Origin of the sequence: Streptomyces sp. NPDC058812 (assembly GCF_042744565.1) — a bacterium.
In the GTDB taxonomy this organism is placed as follows: domain Bacteria; phylum Actinomycetota; class Actinomycetes; order Streptomycetales; family Streptomycetaceae; genus Streptomyces; species Streptomyces thinghirensis.
Genome location: NZ_JBHYOB010000013.1, coordinates 87434 through 103393, shown reverse-complemented (window position 1 = coordinate 103393; position 15960 = coordinate 87434). Strand labels below are relative to the sequence as shown.

The window sequence follows — 15960 nt, the reverse complement described above, 5'->3', positions numbered from 1 at the left end:
AGTCGTGTCTCAGGAGGGCGTGGTGAGCGCCGTGTCCACCTGGATCAGACGGGGGTGCTCCGGCCGCTCGGCCAGTACGGCGCGCAGCTCCTCGGCCCCGCCGACATGCCGGGCGCGGACGCCGTAGCCCTCCGCGACGCGGGTGAAGTCCAGCCCGGGGATGTCCAGCCCCGGGGCGTCCGGCACGCCGAGCAGACCGCCGAACCAGCGCAGCGCCCCGTACGTGCCGTTGCGCAGCAGCACCACGGTCAGCGGGACCCGGTGCTGCGCCGCCGTCCACAGGGCGGTGATGCCGTAGTTGGCCGAGCCGTCCCCGATCACGCCGACGACCGGGCGGCCGGGCTGGGCCATCGCGACGCCGACCGCCCCGGGCAGACCGAAGCCGAGTCCGCCGGCCGCCGGGAAGTAGTAGGAGCCCTGGCGGCGCAGGTCCATCTGGCGCCACCACGCGGAGTTGGTCGACGTCGACTCGACGACGTACGCGGTGTCCCCGGGCAGTTCGTCGCGCAGCGCGGCGAAGACCTGCTCGGGGTGGAGGCCCGGTCCCTCGGCGGTGAGCGGCTCGGGCGCGGGCCGGTAGGGGCCCGCGGGCGTCCCGGGCGGGTCGAGCGCCTTCAGGAGCAGGTCGATGACGGCCCCGGGGTCGGCGACCAGCGCCTCGCCCATCGGTGCCCGCGCGGCGGCCGACGCGTCCTCGGTCACCTGGATCAACCGGGTGCCCTCCGGCAGGTACCGGCCGGGAAGGTACTCGTGGTAGCGGAACACCGGCGCGCCCAGCACCAGTACGAGGTCGTGCCCCTCGAAGGCCTCGGAGATCGGCGCGATCCCGGCGGGCAGCACGCCCCGGAACTGCGGATGCCGGTTGGGGAAGGGCAGCCGGAAGAGCGAGGGAGCCGCCCACACCGGGCCGCCCAGGCGCTCGGCCAGCCGGACGGCGTCGTCGAAGAGGCCGGCCGAGTCGATGTCGCCGCCCAGCACGAGCGCGGGGCGCCGTGCGGAGGCGACCTGCTCGACGAGCCGGCGGCCGTGCTCACCGCCGGGCACGGAGGCCCGCTCGACCCGCCGGTCGAGCACGGCGAGGGCGTTGTCGCCGGCCTCGGCCGTCCAGTCGTCGTACGGGACGGAGAGATAGGTCGGCCGCTGCTGGAGCCGCGCCTCGAAGACGGCCTGGGCGAGCGCGCGCGGCACGTCCTCGGCGCACGCCGGCTCCGCCGCCCAGCCGACCAGCGGCTTCATCAGGGTCTGCGCGTCGACGCTCGCCAGGTTGGCCTCCGGGCCGATGGCGGGCCGCACCTGCTGGCCGGCCACCACCACGAGCGGGGTGCGCGAGGCCACGGCGTTGGTCAGCGCGCCCATCGCGTTGCCCGAACCCGAGGCGGCGTGCAGGTTGACCAGGACGGGGCGGCCGGTCGCCTGGGCGTAGCCGTCGGCCATGCCGACGACGGCGCCCTCGTGCAGCCCGAGGACGTAGCGGAAACCGTCGGGCAGCTCGGCGAGGAAGGGCAGCTCGTTGGAGCCCGGATTGCCGAAGACGGTGGTGAGCCCCTGGCGCTCCAGGAAATCGTGGGAGACACGGCGCACGGATGGCACGGACGTTCCTTTCGAAGTGACGTCCGCCACGCTAGGCACCCCGCGACATGGGCACCAATAGATGTTTCGGCATGCCGATATAGAGTCCATCGATATGGGCACCTTCGATCTCAACCTGGCCCGCGTCTTCGTCCTCCTGTACGAGACCGGCAGCGTCACGGCCACCGCGGAGACGCTCCACGTCACGCAGCCCACCGTGAGCTACAGCCTGGGCAAGCTCCGGCGGCACTTCGACGACGAGCTGTTCCGCCGCAACGGACGCGGGCTCACGCCCACGGCCGGCGCCCGACGGTTGTACGAGCCGCTCCAGCGCGCCCTGGCGGAGATCGACGGGACGGTCCGGCAGGGCGACGCCTTCGACCCCGGGACCATGTCGGGCCGCTTCACGATCGCCCTCTCCGACCTCGGCGAGGCGACCCTCCTGCCGAGGCTCCTCGCCGCGGCCCGCGAGCGTGCGCCGGCGGTGTCGTTCACCGTCCGCCCCTTCGACGTGGAGGACGCCGAGAGCCAGCTGCGCCGCGGCGACCTCGACGCGTTCGTGGCCACCCCGGTGATCACCTCGCACCTGACCGTGCGGATCCCGCTCTTCCGGGAGCGCTACGTCCTCATGGTCGCCGCGGACCATCCGCGCGTGCGGGGCGACGCGGTCACACTGTCGGACCTCGCGGCCGAGCACCACGCGACGGTGTTCGGGCCGAGCGGGCACGTCGCGCCCCGGGCCGTGCTGGCCGCGCACGGGCTGCTGGAACGGGTGGCCGTGGACGCCACCCGCTTCTCGATGCTGCCCTACCTGCTGGAGCAGACCGACCTGATCGCCATCGTCCCCGAGTACGTCGGCGAGGTCTTCACCGCCTCCCACCGGGTGCGACTGGTGCGGCTGCCCTTCGAGACCGAGCCGATCGAGATCGCCCTGTACGCACGCCACGAGTCCTCGCGCAGCCCGGCGCAGCGCTGGCTGGTGCAGTTCATGGCCCAGGTGCTGGGCGAGCAGGTGAGCCCGGCCCAGTTGCCGCCGACCGCCGCTCGGTGACGGCCTGTCACCGAGCCACCGGCGGGTCCTCGTTAGGATCACCCGCATGACGGCACCGGAACCGACCATCCTCGCCACCTCCGGCGGACACCGAGCGGGTGGCCGGACCATGGTGACCTTCGACGCCCTGGTCCATCACGCCGTGGACCTCTCGGGCGCGCACGGCCGCCGCCCGCGCGTCCTGTACGTGGGCACCGCCATAGGGGACGCCGAGCACTTCACCGCCCGCATGACGGAGGCGGCCCGCGTCGCCGGGTTCGACCTGACACCGCTGCACCTGTTCCCCATGCCCAACGTCGAGGACGTGGAGGAGACCGTGCTCGCCCAGGACGTCGTATGGGTCATGGGCGGCTCGGTGGCGAACCTGCTGGCCGTGTGGCGCGTGCACGGCCTGGACCGGATCCTGCGCCGGGCCTGGGAGGCGGGCGTCGTGCTCAGCGGCGTGAGCGCGGGATCCCTCTGCTGGTTCCGGGGCGGGGCGACCGACTCCTTCGGCCCCGAGCTGCGCCCGGTCACCGACGCCCTGGGCTTCCTGCCCTACGGCAACGGCGTGCACTACGACGTCGACCCGGGCCGGCGCCCCCTGATCCACCGCCTCGTCGCCGACGGCACCCTCCCGGCGGCCCACTGCACGGACGACGGCGTCGGCCTCGTCTACCGCGGCACCGAACTGGCCGAGGCGGTCACGGAGATTCCGGGCAAGGGCGCCTACGTGGTCGTACGCGAGGGTGACACGGCGGTGGAGGAGCGCGTCGAGCCACGCGAGTTGCCCGGCCTGCGGGGATGACGGCTCGGCGCGGTCACTCGCGACGGCCTCCTCCGCTCGCGCGGCGGAGGCCGTGCTCCTCCGGCGCGTCAAAAGCTCGACAACGGAGCCCCGTTGAGCGCACGGAGGAGGCGTTCGTGTTTGCCGCCGCGGTGAGGGGCAAGGCGGTCTCCATGAGCGATCCGAACAAGGACACGAACAAGAAGCCCACCAGCACCCGGACCGCCGAGTCCAAGGCCGGCGGCGCCGCCGAGAAGGCGACGGCACCCGCCTCCCGGGCGAGCCGGGCCGCCGCGGACAGGGCCGGTGACGCGGCGTCGGCGGCCAAGGCCGGTGCCCAGCGTTCGGCCGAGGCCGCGAACGGCGCCGTGCAGACGGCGGCCAAGGGCGTCGCGGCCGGCCGCCAAGCGGTCGTCACCACCTCGGGACAGGTCGCGGCCACGGCGAAGACGGCGTGGACGGCCATCGCCCACCGCAAGCTCGTCGCCGCGGGCGTCGGCGCCGGCATCACCGCCGTGAGCGCCGCGTCGTACGCGGTGGGGCGCCGCGCGGGACGTCACTCGCACGGTCCTCTCACCCGTCTCACCGGCGGCCGGATCTGACGTCCGGCCGGCCGGTGCGCCGGCACGACCGGCGCTCCCGGTACCTCCACCTCGGCGGGAACACGCGGGACCGCTCCCCGGACAGGGGAAGATGGGACCGCGAGCGAAGTCCCGACCGAAGCGGAGGAGTGGGCGCATGCAGCACGACCGAGCCGGAAAGCCGGCCGGCCCCGAGGACCTGACCGACGTAGCCCGGCTGGTGACGGCGTATTACGCCCTGCATCCGGACCCGGCCGAGCCGGGGCAGCGTGTGGCCTTCGGCACGTCCGGGCACCGCGGATCGTCCCTCGCGGCGGCGTTCAACGAGGACCACATCGCCGCCACCAGCCAGGCCATCTGCGAGTACCGCACCGCACAGGGCACCGACGGCCCGCTCTTCCTGGGCGCCGACACGCACGCCCTGTCCGAGCCGGCGAGGATCACCGCACTGGAGGTGTTCGCGGCCAACGACGTGACCGTCCTCGTCGACACCGCGGACGGCTACACCCCCACCCCGGCGGTCTCGCACGCCATCCTCACCCACAACCGCGGCCGTACCTCGGGCCTCGCCGACGGTGTGGTCGTCACCCCGTCGCACAACCCGCCCGCCGACGGCGGCTTCAAGTACAACCCGCCGAACGGCGGTCCCGCGGGCTCCGACGCCACCTCCTGGATCCAGGACCGGGCCAACGAGATCATCGCGGCCGGCCTGAAGGACGTACGACGCGTCCCCTACGCCCAGGCGCTCGCCGCGCCCGGCACCGGGCGCTACGACTTCCTCGACGCGTACGTCTCGGATCTGCCGAGCGTCCTGGACCTCGACGCGATCCGGTCGGCGGGCGTGCGGATCGGTGCCGACCCGCTGGGCGGCGCCTCCGTCGCGTACTGGGGCCGCATCGCCGAGCAGCACCGCCTCGACCTGACGGTGGTCAACCCGCTCACCGACCCCACCTGGCGGTTCATGACGCTGGACTGGGACGGCAAGATCCGCATGGACTGCTCGTCGCCGCACGCGATGGCCTCGCTCATCGAACAGCGCGACCGCTTCACCATCGCCACCGGCAACGACGCGGACGCCGACCGGCACGGCATCGTCACCCCGGACGCCGGGCTGATGAACCCCAACCACTACCTCGCCACCGCCATCGCCTACCTCTACGCCCACCGCACCGAGTGGCCCGCCGACGCGGGCGTGGGAAAGACGCTGGTGTCCTCCGGCATGATCGACCGGGTCGCCGCCGACCTCGGCCGACGGCTGGTCGAAGTACCCGTCGGCTTCAAGTGGTTCGTGGACGGGCTGCTCGGCGGCACGCTCGGCTTCGGCGGCGAGGAGTCCGCCGGGGCGTCCTTCCTGCGCCGGGACGGTTCGGTGTGGACCACGGACAAGGACGGCATCATCCTGGCGCTGCTCGCCTCCGAGATCACCGCCGTCACCGGCAGGACGCCCTCGGAGCACTACGCCGCTCTCACCGCCCGCTTCGGCGAACCCGCCTACGCCCGCATCGACGCGCCCGCGACCCGTGAGGAGAAGGCCCGCCTGGCCAAGCTGTCCCCGGCCCAGGTCACCGCCGACACCCTCGCGGGGGAGCCGGTCACCGCCGTGCTCACCGAGGCACCGGGCAACGGCGCGGCCATCGGCGGCATCAAGGTGACCACCGAGAACGCCTGGTTCGCGGCCCGCCCCTCCGGCACCGAGGACGTGTACAAGATCTACGGGGAGTCGTTCCTCGGGGCGGACCACCTCCGGCAGGTGCAGGACGAGGCAAAGCTCGTCGTCCTCGGCGCCCTGGGCGGCTGACGCCGCACCGGCACCCCCGCACCCGGTCCCCGGGCCGGTCAGCGACGACCGGCCCGGGGGAATTCCACGCTCAGCCCGCGGATCTCGTAACCGCCGATCGCCTCCTGGAAGGCGACGCGCGGTTCCCCGTTCATCCGGATGCCGTCGAGGGCGAACAGACGGCTGAGAAAGACATCGGTCTCCAGGAGGGCGATGTGCGCCCCGGGACACCGGTGCGGCCCGTCGCCGAAGGAGAGTCCCGCACCGGCCATTGTGGCGCGGCCGGGCCGGATCACCAGCGGGTCGTCGCCCATGGCCTTCGGGTCGGTGTTGGCGTCGTCCAGGAGGAGTTCGACGTACTCGCCCGGGCGGACGGTCACCGGCCCCTCGGGGCAGGAGAGTTCGACGGTCTCGGTGGCCCGCCGGCGCAACCGCCCGATCACGGGCTCCAGCCGCAGCAGTTCCTGGAGGACGCCGAGGCGCCCGGCCTCGTCCGCCGAACGGTAGTGGTCGAGCAGATCGGCGTCCGAGAACAGGTGCCAGGCGGCCAGGCAGATGAACTCGCGCGTGGTGACCATGCCGGCCGCGGCGAAGGTCAGGCACTCACCGAGGATCTCCGTGTCCGAGCAGCCCTCCGCGATCAGGTGGGAGATCAGGTCGTCGTGCTCGCGGCGGCGGTGCGCGCGGATGGCGGGGCGGACGTCGGCCAGATGGATGCGGAGCCAGTTGGTGTTCTGCCGCAGGAACCAGTAGAGACCCCGCACGCTGGTCAGGCCGGGCTCGCCGAACTCCTCCGGGAAGAAGCGTTCCAGTCTGCGGCGGATGCCGGGCCGGCTGTAGCGCAGTCCGACGACCTCGCCCACCACGCCGATGGCCAGGTCGAAGGCGAGATCGGAGAGCTGCGCCTCGCCCGCCGCGCGCAGGGCCGCCAGTTGCTCCTCCGCGATGCGGACCATCAGGTCCCGGTAGTGCTCGTCCACCCGGCGGGGAGTGAAGAAGCGCGCGGTCTGCCGGCGGTGTTCCCGGTGTTCGGGGCCGTCCCGGTAGAGCACGGGCCGGCGCACGCGGGGCGGGAGCTTCTCCACCGTCTCGATGCCGAGACCGGCCTGCACGGTGCCCGGGCCACGCAGCAGCGCACGCGCGACCGCGAAATCGTGTACCTGCCACGTCCCGTCCGCCGCGCGACCGACCGGGCACGCCGGCCGTGACCGACCCCGGTCGGCCTTGCGCGCGGAGCCGGCTGCTTCGTGTCCGCCGCGCACCAGTGGGCACCCCCGAATCCAGTACCGTACGGCCCCGGTGACCGCGTGGCCTTGATGACGTGGTCCACAGGATCGGCCACGCACCGGCCCTTGGCCACCCCCGGAATCCGCCGAGTCGGGCGTGCCGCGCACATCACGACCGGGCGCGTTCGCCCCGTGGGTGGGAGCGCAGGGCCCACGCCGGGGTCCAGACCTCCGTGTCGAGACGACCGGACGGCCGGGAGGCGAGGTAGGCGCGCAGTACGGTCAGCGCGGGGTGCGGGTTGTCGGCGTGCCAGAGCAGGGAGTGCGGGTAGACGGGCGTCGGGTCGCGCAGGGGGATACGCCGCAGATCGTGGACGGCGGGCCAGACGAGCGGAGTCTGCTCGCTGAGGAAGGTCGCGATCGTCGAGGACTCGGCGATCGTGTCGAGGAGCCCCTCGACGCCGAAGTCGGGGCCGATCGCGTCGATGGCGAGCCCGAACTCGGCGGCGAGCGCGTCGTAGTAGGCCGACCACTCGGTGCCGGGGGCGTTTCCGGGCATCCAGATGCGATGACCGGAGAGCTGGGCCGGGGTCACCGCCCGGGCCTTCGCGAACTCGTGGGCGGGCCCGGTGAAGAGCTGGAGCGGCTCGTCGAAGACGGGCGTGGCCTCGACACCGTCGGGAAGGGTGCTTCCCGGCATGGTGACGCAGCGGAAGGACGCGTCGATCGTCCCGGACCGGATGGCGGTCACGGCCGCGTCCGCGTCGACGTGGAAGAGGGTGACGACGTCGAGGTCGACCTCGGGGTGGGCCCGGTGGAAGTCGCGCAGCACCCCGGCCATGGAGAGCCGTCTGCCGATCACGTCGACCCGCAGCGGGCGCCGTCCGGGCCGCACCGAGGCGGCGGCCCGCTCCGCGGCGGCGAGGAGCGCACGCGCGTGCGGGAGGAAGGCCTGCCCGTCGACGGTGAGCCGGGCCCCCCGCGCGGTGCGGGTGAACAACGGCACCTTGAGGTCCCGCTCCAGCGCGGCGACGCGCTTGGAGACGGCCTGCTGGGTGATCGCCAGCTCGGCGGCGGCGACCTGGAACTGCCCCGCCTCCGCGACGGCGACGAAGGTGCGTACGGCGATGAGATCCACGCCGGCCATCCTAGGAGTACAACCAGTGGTTGTGCGTGGGGCGGCCACGGACGTGCGAAGCCTGGCTCGGCACCGCATGACGGCCTGGCTCGGCACCGCATGACGCCCGGTCTCGCGCGGCCCCGTGAGCCGCTCCGAAACCGGGTGCGCCGTCGGGGCGGCTGTGCAAGGCTCCGCCGGTGGACCGACAGAAGATCTCCAGACTCGCCCATGCCGATCACCCGATCGCGGCCCCGCTCGACGACGACTCGGTACGCCGGCTCCTGGCACGCGGCGTCCCACATGGTGACGCGCGCGTCCTCGACCTGGGCTGCGGAGGGGGAGAGTGGCTCCTGCGCGCCCTCGCGGAACATCCGGGGCTCACGGCCGAGGGCGTCGACATCTCCGAGATCTCGCTCGCACACGCCCGGGAGACGGCGGACCGGCTCGGCGTGCGGGACCGCCTGGTCCTCCACCGTCAGGACGCCGCACTGTTCACCGCCCCGCACCGGTACGACCTCGTCCTGTGCGTCGGCGCCACGCACGCCTTCGGCGGCCTGCCCGCCACCCTCGCGGCCGCACTCGAGTACCTGGCGCCAGGGGGGCGTGTCCTGGTCGGTGACGGCTTCTGGGAAAGCGAGCCGTCCGCCGAGGCCATCGAGATGCTCGGGGACCTCACCGATCTGCCGACCACGTTGGAGCAGGTCGTCGCGGACGGCTGGACGCCCGTGGGCGGACACGTCAGTACGCGGAGGGAACTCGACGACTACGAGTGGTCCTGGACCGGGTCGCTGGCCTCCTGGGCCCTGGACCACCCCACCGACCCGGACAGTGCGCAAGCGCTCGAGGCGGCCACCACCCACCGTGACGGATGGCTTCGGGTCTACCGGGACGCGCTGGGCTTCCTCTGCCTCGTCCTGCGCCCCACGGGCGACTGAGTGGCAGGACCACGGTGTTCTGCCGATCGGACGGGCTGTTCTCCGGTTTCCTCCGGTGTTCCCGGATTTTCTGGGTAGACGGGCTGGCGTATCGGTCAAGGCTCAGGAAGAGGGCGGATCGGATGGACGTGGCTGCCCACAATGGGGACCAGCTGAGAAATGAGCTGGTCAGGGTTTCCGCAGAGTACGAGGGCATGCCCGGCGACATCGCCCGGGGCCGCGAGCTGGCTCGGAAGTTTCTGGCGCGGGTGCGGGCGGCGCAGGGCCTCCCGGTGTCCGACCGCGCGACGGACCTGGTGCAGCTGGTGGTCAGCGAGTTGTTGACGAACGCCTGCAAATACGCGCCCGGCCCCTCACTGGTCGATCTCGAGCTGGCCGAGGACCGGGTGGAGGTCACGGTGTGGGACAGCGATCCGGTGCTGCCGGTGGCCGAGCCCGCGGACCCGGGCCGGATCGGCCGGCACGGGCTGGAGATAGTCATGGCCGTCTGCCAGAGCTTCGAGGTGCACCGCGAACCGGTCGGCAAGCGCATGAGGGCCGCGGTGAGGCTCGCCGACGCGTGAACGGCACGGTAGCGGGCGGCGCATCACCGCCCGCGAGTGGAGAGAGTCACCGGGTCGGCGTTCATGGCCGCCGACGGGGCCAGGTCGGACGTCCGCCACACGCGGAGCAGTAGGCGATCAGTAAGGAGTCCGGAGCCGCTCACGGCCTCACCTCAGTGCTTCTTCCGCGTCGACCACCTCGGTCGGCTGCGGAGGCTGGATGTCCAGCGGCTCGTCGAAGCCGGCGAAGTTCGTGGTGGTGTCGTACTCGGCACCCTTGTACACCGCCTTGAGCAGGTACGGCTTGCCCTGCGTGGCGACGTAGAAGCGGTACGTCCCGTCCTTGTCCTCCTTGTCGGTCACGGTCAGCTCGACCGCCTTCCGGTCGCCGACGCGGGTGGTCTTCCCCTTCTTCGCCGTGCCGAAGGAGACGAAGGGGCGCGTGCAGGAGGAGAGGCCGTCGCCGGGCTGCGCGGCGTCCACGGGCTTCTTGATCCAGAGCTTCTGTTCGCCGGTGACGCTCGTCCCGCCCTTCCACTTCTGCAGGTAGGCGCGGTCGGGACGGACGTAGTCGGTCTCGCCGATCCGGATCTGGTCGAGGCTGCCGCCCTCGGACATGGTGGTCCTCGCGGTGCACCGGCTGTCGAGGTCGGTCACGAGCCGGATGGAGACGGTGCCGCCCTCCGCCGCGGTGCTGGTGGAGTCGACCCGCACGGACTTCAGCGCCCGCATCGCGGCGTTGGCGTCCTCGAGCATGTCGTCGGCGGACTGGTTCCCGCCGGAGCCACCGCTGCCGCACCCCGCCACGAGGGTCCCGGCCAGCAGACAGGTCAGCACGGCCGACGCCGTGGTCGTGGTCTTCGTCCGCACGAAACCCTCCAGGTGCATGATCAGCACCGGGAGCCTACCCGACCTCCCTCCTTCGGCCCTCCGGAGCGGTCCGTACCCGCCCACTGAGGGAACCTGGCGGGATGGACGGCATCGGAAGGCTGTGAGGGTCGTGACATCACGCTGGGCGAGCCACCGGGAGGGCGACGAGCCAGGTGACGAGGGAGCGGACGGTGCCCCGGCGCCCGGCTTCGACCGTGCCGTCCTGCACGCTCTCGGCGCCGGCGTCCTCACCCTCGACCCGTCCGCGCGCATCACCTCGGTGAACCCGTGGGCCGAGCACCTGCTGGGCCGGCCGGCGCGGGACATGATCGGACACGACGCGCACGACCTCCTGCACCGGCACGCCGACGGCAGCCCCGTGCCGCGCGAGCGGTGCGCCCTGCGCAACCCCCTGGACGGAGTGCCCTCCGAGGAGGGTAGCGAGGAGTACTTCCAGCGGGCGGACGGCACCACGGTACCGATCAGCTGGGCCGCCACACCGCTGGTCGGGGAGGAGGGCCGACAGGAGGGGCTGGTGCTGGTCTTCCACGACTTCAGCCTGCACCGCAGCGCCGCCGAGGAGAACGAGGCGCGCACCGCCGCCCTGGAGGCACTCACCGCCCAGCTGCACCTGGTGGCCGAGATCTCCACGGTACTGATCCCCACCGAGCGGACCTCCGCCACGCTCCGCCGCCTCCTGCGGCTGCTGGTGCCGGAGCTGGGCCAGTGGGCCGCGGTCGACGTCTGCCAGGGACAGTCGGACGTCCTGGAGCGGGTCGCCGTGCGCAGCAGCACACACCCGCACCGGGCGGGACGGCTGAGAGGGCCGGTGACCTCGCTGCCGGACTCGGCCCGCGCCGCGCTGACCCGGCTGATCAACAGTGACCGCCCCGCCCCGCTGAGCGCCGAGGACCTGCTGAACGACCCGCACAGCCCCCTGGCCGCCACCCACCGGGTGCTGTTCGAACGGCTCGGTGGACACTCGGCCGTCGTCGTCCCGCTCCGCACCCGGCAACGGTCGTACGGGACACTGACCGTGGCCCGCGCGGAGGACCGTCCCGCCCATACCGAGGCCGAGGTCGCCCTACTGGCCGACATCGGCCGCCGGGTCGGACTGGTCCTCGACAACGCCCGGCTCTACCACGAGCAGCAGAACGTCGCCGAGACCATGCAACGCCAGCTGCTGACACCTCTCCCGCAGGTCGACCACTTGCGCATGGCGGCCCGGTACTGGCCCGCCGAGAGCGCCATGGAGGTCGGCGGGGACTGGTACGACGCCTTTCTGCTCGCCGACGGTGTCATGGCACTGGTCATCGGGGACGTGGTCGGGCACGACCTCCAGGCCGCCGCCCACATGGCCGAGGTCCGCAACATGCTGCGCGCCCTGGCCTGGGACCACCAGGAACCGCCGAGCCTGGTCATGCGGCGCCTCGACGAGGCCGTGACCAACACCAGCGACGCTCCCATGGCCACGCTCCTCTTCGCCCGCGTCGAAGGTCCCGAAGGAGGCCCCTGGAAGTTCCACTGGGTCAACGCCGGGCACCCGCCGCCCCTGCTGATCACGCGGGACGGGGAGACGCGCTTCCTGGAGGGCGGCCACGGCCCGCTCATCGGTATGAGCGCCACTCTGCGCCTCGGTCTGAGCTGGCCCGACGCGCGGGAGGAACTCCCGCCGGAGAGCATCCTCCTGCTCTACACCGACGGTCTGGTGGAGAGCCGCGACCGCCCGATCGACCTCGGCATGGCCAAGCTCCGCCACCACGCCGGCGTCCTGGCCCGCCGGCTGGAGGGACGGAGCATCGACGAGTACTGCGACGAGCTGCTCGACCGCATCACACCCCGCGGCGACGACGTCGCGCTGCTCGCCCTGCGCCTGCCCGCCGCCGGCGTCGGCGCCCCCGGGGACACCGCACCGCCTCCACCGCCCCAATCCGCGCACAGCGAGGCCAGCCCGGACCGGGCCGCTCCCGGCTCACGCCGCCAGCAGCCCGAGGTGCGGGACCCGACACACGTCGACCCGGACGAGTAGAGGGGGAGGGCGGCGGCGCGTTCACGTGCCCACCTGTTCCCCGTACTCGTCCGGCGGCGTGCTGCGTGCGGTGGCGAAGCGGGTGCGTTCGCCTTCCGGGGGATGCGGCGGCTTCTGGGGGGACACAGCGGCGTCCCTCCCGCGGTCGGCTTCTTCTCCGCCGACCGCGACGGCAACAAGGCCACGCGGGGAGACAAGGACGGGCGGCGTCGACTGCGTGGACGCGTTCGGCACCCTTGACGCCCACGAGGACCTGAAGAGGTTCGATGTCCCGGCTCTCGTCGGTCGTGGTCGGACCCGCGTCGGTCAGGCCGCCGAAGCGAGGCACGGAAGCCGGTGGGCGCGGCGCGGCGGCTCGCCCGTTCGGGGCACCCGAACGGGCGGAGATCGGCACCTGCTCCGTGGTTCCCTGCCCAGGCCGCGCTCCGGCCGGCCTCGCCGGCACGGTGGTCCGCCGCCTCGGGCCGTCGGCGCCGACTGCCGTGCGGGCCAAGGCGGTTGACGGGCGGAGGTGTCCGGCCGCACCCGTCGTCCACCGGCCGGTGGACGGGCGAGCGGGAGGGCTCCCGCGCCGGGCGGGTCGTCACCCGGCTGAGCGCCTTGAGTGGTGCGAGCGGGACGACTGGCTGACGGTAATTCACGTCGGGGCCGGGTCACCTCAGCTGACGAAGCACCAGCTGCCCGGTCGTGACGGAAGGAACCTCAGATGCGTTCTGCTCACATGCTCCTGACCACAGCGGCGGCCTCGGCCGTCCTCGTCCTCGGTGCTCCCGGCGCCTACGCGGCGGTCGGAGGCGACTGGGACCACGACGACTCTTCCTACAGCAAGGAGCACGACAAGGGAGGCAAGCACGAGGAGCCGCGCGGCGGAATGCACACGGGTGGCGGTGCCCTGACCGCGGTGAACGAGGGCGACTGGGAGGGCGGCTCCAAGCAGGGCTCGGAGACCCACAAGCAGGACGAGGGTGAGAAGTCCTGGGGCGGCGGCGAGCACGAGAAGCCGCGCGGCGGCATGCACACCGGAGGCGGCGCGCTGACCGCGGTGAACGAGGGCGACTGGGAGGGCGGTTCCAAGCAGGGCTCGGGAACCTACAAGCAGGACGAGGGTGAGAAGTCCTGGGGCGGCGGCGAGCACGAGAAGCCGCGCGGCGGCATGCACACCGGAGGCGGCGGGCTGGACACGCCGACCACGACCGCGGGCGGACTGGCCGTCCTGGCCGTCGCCGGGACCGGTCTGTACGCCGTCCGACGCAGGAAGTCGGCTCACGGAATGGCGTAAGCCGTGCCGGGCGAGATAGCAGTCGGGCCGCCGCCCAGGCACCGCGCGGCGGCCCGGCTCGCTTCCCCCCACCCCGTCCGCCCGTGACCCAGTGAGGTGGTCCTCGATGGCAGTCCCCCCTTCCCCCGCCGACGACGAGCCGGCGCCGACCGGGTCCCGCTCGGGCATGACCGTGCTGTTGGCCGTGGCCCTCCTGGTCCTGGCGGTGAGCCTGATCGGCGGCAACGACACCTCGGCCGACTCCTCCCGCCCACCGCTCTCCGCACAGCCCGGCGCGTCCGCCCCGTCCGCCCCGCCCGCCTCGGGGAAGCCGGGGAAGAACCTGCCACGGTCGAAGCCGGTACGCCTGCACATCCCGGAGATCTCCGTCGACGCCCCCTTCACCGACCTCGCCATCGGTGCGAACGGACAGCTCCAGGCCCCGCCGCCCGACGACACCAACCTCGTCGGCTGGTACGCCAAGGGCGCCTCCCCCGGGGAGGAGGGCACCTCGATCATCGCCGGGCACGTGGACACCAAGACGTCGGCGGCCGTCTTCGCCCGCCTCGGCCAACTGGAGAAGGGCGACGTCTTCCACGTCGAGAGAGCCGACGGACGAAAGGCGTCCTTCGTGGTCGACGGCCTGGAGACCTTCGACAAGGACGACTTCCCCAGCAAGCGCGTGTACGGCGACGGGGACCGGGCCGAGGTACGGCTCATCACCTGCGCGGGCGACTACGACCGCAAGGCCAAGGACTACACGGACAACCTGGTGGTCTTCGCGCACCTCACCTGAGTCCCGTACGAGTCGTCCCGGTGCCGCCCGGTCACCCGCGCAGTGCATACGAGTCGCGCGCCCGCGGGGCCGGGCACAGGATCGAGGCACGCTGGCGTCGCATCACCGCGGCCGACGTTCAGTTCCGCCCCCGCGAAGGAGATGTGCGCAGGATGACCACCACATCCACCCCTGCTTCCGAACCGCTGACGCGACAGGTGTCGCACCGTGTCTCCCAGTCGGTGTTCGACGGCTCCAGACTCCGGGTCGTCCTGCTGGTGGAGGTCTACGACGGAGCACAGCAGCAGTTCCTCGAGACGTACGAGCAGCTGCGCAGCCACGTCGAGTCCGTTCCCGGGCACCTCGGCGAGCAGCTGTGCCAGTCCATCGAGAACCCCTCCCAGTGGCTCATCACCAGCGAATGGGAGAGTGCCCCGCCCTTCCTGAACTGGGTGAGCAGCGAGGAGCACGTGCGGATGGTGAAGCCGCTGCACAGCTGCGTCCGGGACACCAGGTCGCTGCGCTTCCACGTCGTCCGCGAGACGAGCCACCCGGCGGCGGGTGACGGTACCGCCCGGGGCGGGCTCCAGCCGTCGCCCCGGATCGGTGACGGCGTGATCCGGCACGCGCTCACCTTCACGGTGAAGCCGGGCAGTGAGGACGCGGTCGCCGAGATCCTCGCCGACTACGCCTCGCCCGAGCCGCGGGTCGACGACACCACACGGCTGTGCCGCACCTCCCTGTTCCTGCACGGCAACCGGGTGGTGCGGGCCATCGAGGTGCGCGGCGACCTGCTCGCGGCCCTGCGGCACGTGGCCGAGCAGCCCGAGGTGCGGGCCGTCGAGGAGGCCATCAATCCGTACCTGGAGCAGGACCGGGACCTCGGCGACCCGGAGTCCGCCCGGGTGTTCTACACGCGGGCGGCGCTGCCCGCCGTCCACCATGTGACCGCGGGGGAGGAGGATCCGGCGGCGCGGCGGCACGCGTTGTCGTACCCGGCCCGGCCGGGCCGCGGCATGCGGCTGGCCCAGCTGCTCGCCGACCGCGACGAGGCGGCGGCGGACGATCCGCGCAGCCCGGTCCTGTGCAGCACGATCTTCCAGCGCGACGACGTCGTGGTCCGGCTGGTCGACGTACGAGGCCGTCTCGACGCCGGCGACCCGGCGGTGTCCCTCGGGCTCACGGACCCCGGCCAGGTGGCCGAGCTGACGACACTCCTGGACGACCCCGCCGGTACCGACGCCTCCGCCCCGGCGGGCGGTGACCTCGCCCGCGCTCTCGAGGGCGCTCGCATGGAACTCGTCACCGACCGCCGCTCGCCGGACGCCTGACCCGCCCCGCTCACGGCGCGCACACGTCGGGGGGCGGGGGCCGGGGGGCCGGGGGGGGGGGCGGCGGGGCCCGGGCCCGCGCCGCCGCCGACGGGGCGGGGGCGGGGGACCGGCGGGGGGTGGGGGGGTT

General features: G+C 72.9%; 14 protein-coding genes. 10 read left to right on the top strand and 4 right to left on the bottom strand.

Annotated features, from left to right (window positions below; genetic code table 11):
* Window positions 1-9: 9 nt before the first annotated feature.
* On the bottom strand, window positions 10-1590 hold the full coding sequence (gene mdlC, locus ACFW48_RS25515; protein ID WP_386318200.1) for a benzoylformate decarboxylase: 1581 nt from the start codon (window positions 1588-1590) through the stop codon (window positions 10-12).
* A 94-nt stretch (window positions 1591-1684) separates the two neighbouring features.
* Here mdlC and ACFW48_RS25510 point away from each other — a divergent pair, with 94 nt between their 5' ends.
* The 4 genes from ACFW48_RS25510 (at window position 1685) to pgm (ending at window position 5765) form a co-directional block, all read left to right on the top strand.
* Window positions 1685-2620, top strand: a complete 936-nt coding sequence (locus tag ACFW48_RS25510) for a LysR family transcriptional regulator (protein ID WP_386318198.1) — start codon at window positions 1685-1687, stop codon at window positions 2618-2620.
* Window positions 2621-2666: 46 nt separating this feature from the next.
* Window positions 2667-3407 (top strand): Type 1 glutamine amidotransferase-like domain-containing protein, encoded by a 741-nt coding sequence (locus ACFW48_RS25505; protein WP_386318196.1) that lies wholly within the window; start codon window positions 2667-2669, stop codon window positions 3405-3407.
* 152 nt (window positions 3408-3559) lie between these two features.
* On the top strand, window positions 3560-3988 hold the full coding sequence (locus tag ACFW48_RS25500) for a hypothetical protein (protein ID WP_386318194.1): 429 nt from the start codon (window positions 3560-3562) through the stop codon (window positions 3986-3988).
* Between the two features lie 136 nt (window positions 3989-4124).
* Window positions 4125-5765 (top strand): phosphoglucomutase (alpha-D-glucose-1,6-bisphosphate-dependent), encoded by a 1641-nt coding sequence (pgm, locus tag ACFW48_RS25495; protein ID WP_386318192.1) that lies wholly within the window; start codon window positions 4125-4127, stop codon window positions 5763-5765.
* A 38-nt stretch (window positions 5766-5803) separates the two neighbouring features.
* Here the strand turns inward: pgm and ACFW48_RS25490 are convergent, their stop codons facing one another.
* Window positions 5804-7009, bottom strand: coding sequence for a cytochrome P450 (locus ACFW48_RS25490; RefSeq protein WP_386318396.1), 1206 nt, complete (start codon window positions 7007-7009; stop codon window positions 5804-5806).
* A gap of 130 nt (window positions 7010-7139) precedes the next feature.
* Complete coding sequence (locus tag ACFW48_RS25485) at window positions 7140-8108, bottom strand: LysR family transcriptional regulator (RefSeq protein ID WP_386318190.1); 969 nt, start codon at window positions 8106-8108, stop codon at window positions 7140-7142.
* 179 nt (window positions 8109-8287) lie between these two features.
* Here ACFW48_RS25485 and ACFW48_RS25480 point away from each other — a divergent pair, with 179 nt between their 5' ends.
* Window positions 8288-9025, top strand: a complete 738-nt coding sequence (locus tag ACFW48_RS25480; RefSeq protein WP_386318188.1) for an SAM-dependent methyltransferase — start codon at window positions 8288-8290, stop codon at window positions 9023-9025.
* A 122-nt stretch (window positions 9026-9147) separates the two neighbouring features.
* The gene (locus ACFW48_RS25475; RefSeq protein ID WP_386318186.1) at window positions 9148-9588 is read left to right on the top strand and encodes an ATP-binding protein; all 441 of its coding nucleotides are present in this window, start codon (window positions 9148-9150) and stop codon (window positions 9586-9588) included.
* Window positions 9589-9735: 147 nt separating this feature from the next.
* On the opposite strand, the gene ACFW48_RS25470 is transcribed toward ACFW48_RS25475, so the two are convergent.
* Window positions 9736-10455, bottom strand: coding sequence for a hypothetical protein (locus ACFW48_RS25470; protein WP_386318395.1), 720 nt, complete (start codon window positions 10453-10455; stop codon window positions 9736-9738).
* 112 nt (window positions 10456-10567) lie between these two features.
* Here ACFW48_RS25470 and ACFW48_RS25465 point away from each other — a divergent pair, with 112 nt between their 5' ends.
* The 4 genes from ACFW48_RS25465 to ACFW48_RS25450 all read left to right on the top strand — a co-directional run bounded on the left by ACFW48_RS25465 (window position 10568) and on the right by ACFW48_RS25450 (window position 15830).
* Window positions 10568-12466 (top strand): SpoIIE family protein phosphatase, encoded by a 1899-nt coding sequence (locus tag ACFW48_RS25465; protein ID WP_386318184.1) that lies wholly within the window; start codon window positions 10568-10570, stop codon window positions 12464-12466.
* A 706-nt stretch (window positions 12467-13172) separates the two neighbouring features.
* Window positions 13173-13745 carry a hypothetical protein gene (locus tag ACFW48_RS25460; RefSeq protein WP_386318183.1) on the top strand — a complete coding sequence of 191 codons (573 nt, stop codon included), beginning with the start codon at window positions 13173-13175 and terminating at the stop codon, window positions 13743-13745.
* Between the two features lie 106 nt (window positions 13746-13851).
* A complete protein-coding gene (locus ACFW48_RS25455; RefSeq protein WP_386318181.1) occupies window positions 13852-14520 on the top strand; it encodes a class F sortase in 669 nt (222 codons plus the stop codon).
* A 152-nt stretch (window positions 14521-14672) separates the two neighbouring features.
* Entirely contained in the window at window positions 14673-15830 is a 1158-nt protein-coding gene (locus ACFW48_RS25450; protein WP_386318179.1) for a SchA/CurD-like domain-containing protein, read from the top strand.
* The last annotated feature ends 130 nt before the right edge of the window (window positions 15831-15960 follow it).

Excerpts from the sequence above, each read along its gene's own strand:
- ACFW48_RS25460 (WP_386318183.1), top strand. The coding sequence starts at position 13,173 with ATGCGTTCTGCTCACATGCTCCTGACCACAGCGGCGGCCTCGGCCGTC.
- ACFW48_RS25505 (WP_386318196.1), top strand. The coding sequence starts at position 2,667 with ATGACGGCACCGGAACCGACCATCCTCGCCACCTCCGGCGGACACCGA.
- ACFW48_RS25510 (WP_386318198.1), top strand. The coding sequence starts at position 1,685 with ATGGGCACCTTCGATCTCAACCTGGCCCGCGTCTTCGTCCTCCTGTAC.
- ACFW48_RS25500 (WP_386318194.1), top strand. The coding sequence starts at position 3,560 with ATGAGCGATCCGAACAAGGACACGAACAAGAAGCCCACCAGCACCCGG.
- ACFW48_RS25455 (WP_386318181.1), top strand. The coding sequence starts at position 13,852 with ATGGCAGTCCCCCCTTCCCCCGCCGACGACGAGCCGGCGCCGACCGGG.
- ACFW48_RS25470 (WP_386318395.1), bottom strand. The coding sequence starts at position 10,455 with ATGCACCTGGAGGGTTTCGTGCGGACGAAGACCACGACCACGGCGTCG.
- pgm (WP_386318192.1), top strand. The coding sequence starts at position 4,125 with ATGCAGCACGACCGAGCCGGAAAGCCGGCCGGCCCCGAGGACCTGACC.
- ACFW48_RS25475 (WP_386318186.1), top strand. The coding sequence starts at position 9,148 with ATGGACGTGGCTGCCCACAATGGGGACCAGCTGAGAAATGAGCTGGTC.
- ACFW48_RS25450 (WP_386318179.1), top strand. The coding sequence starts at position 14,673 with ATGACCACCACATCCACCCCTGCTTCCGAACCGCTGACGCGACAGGTG.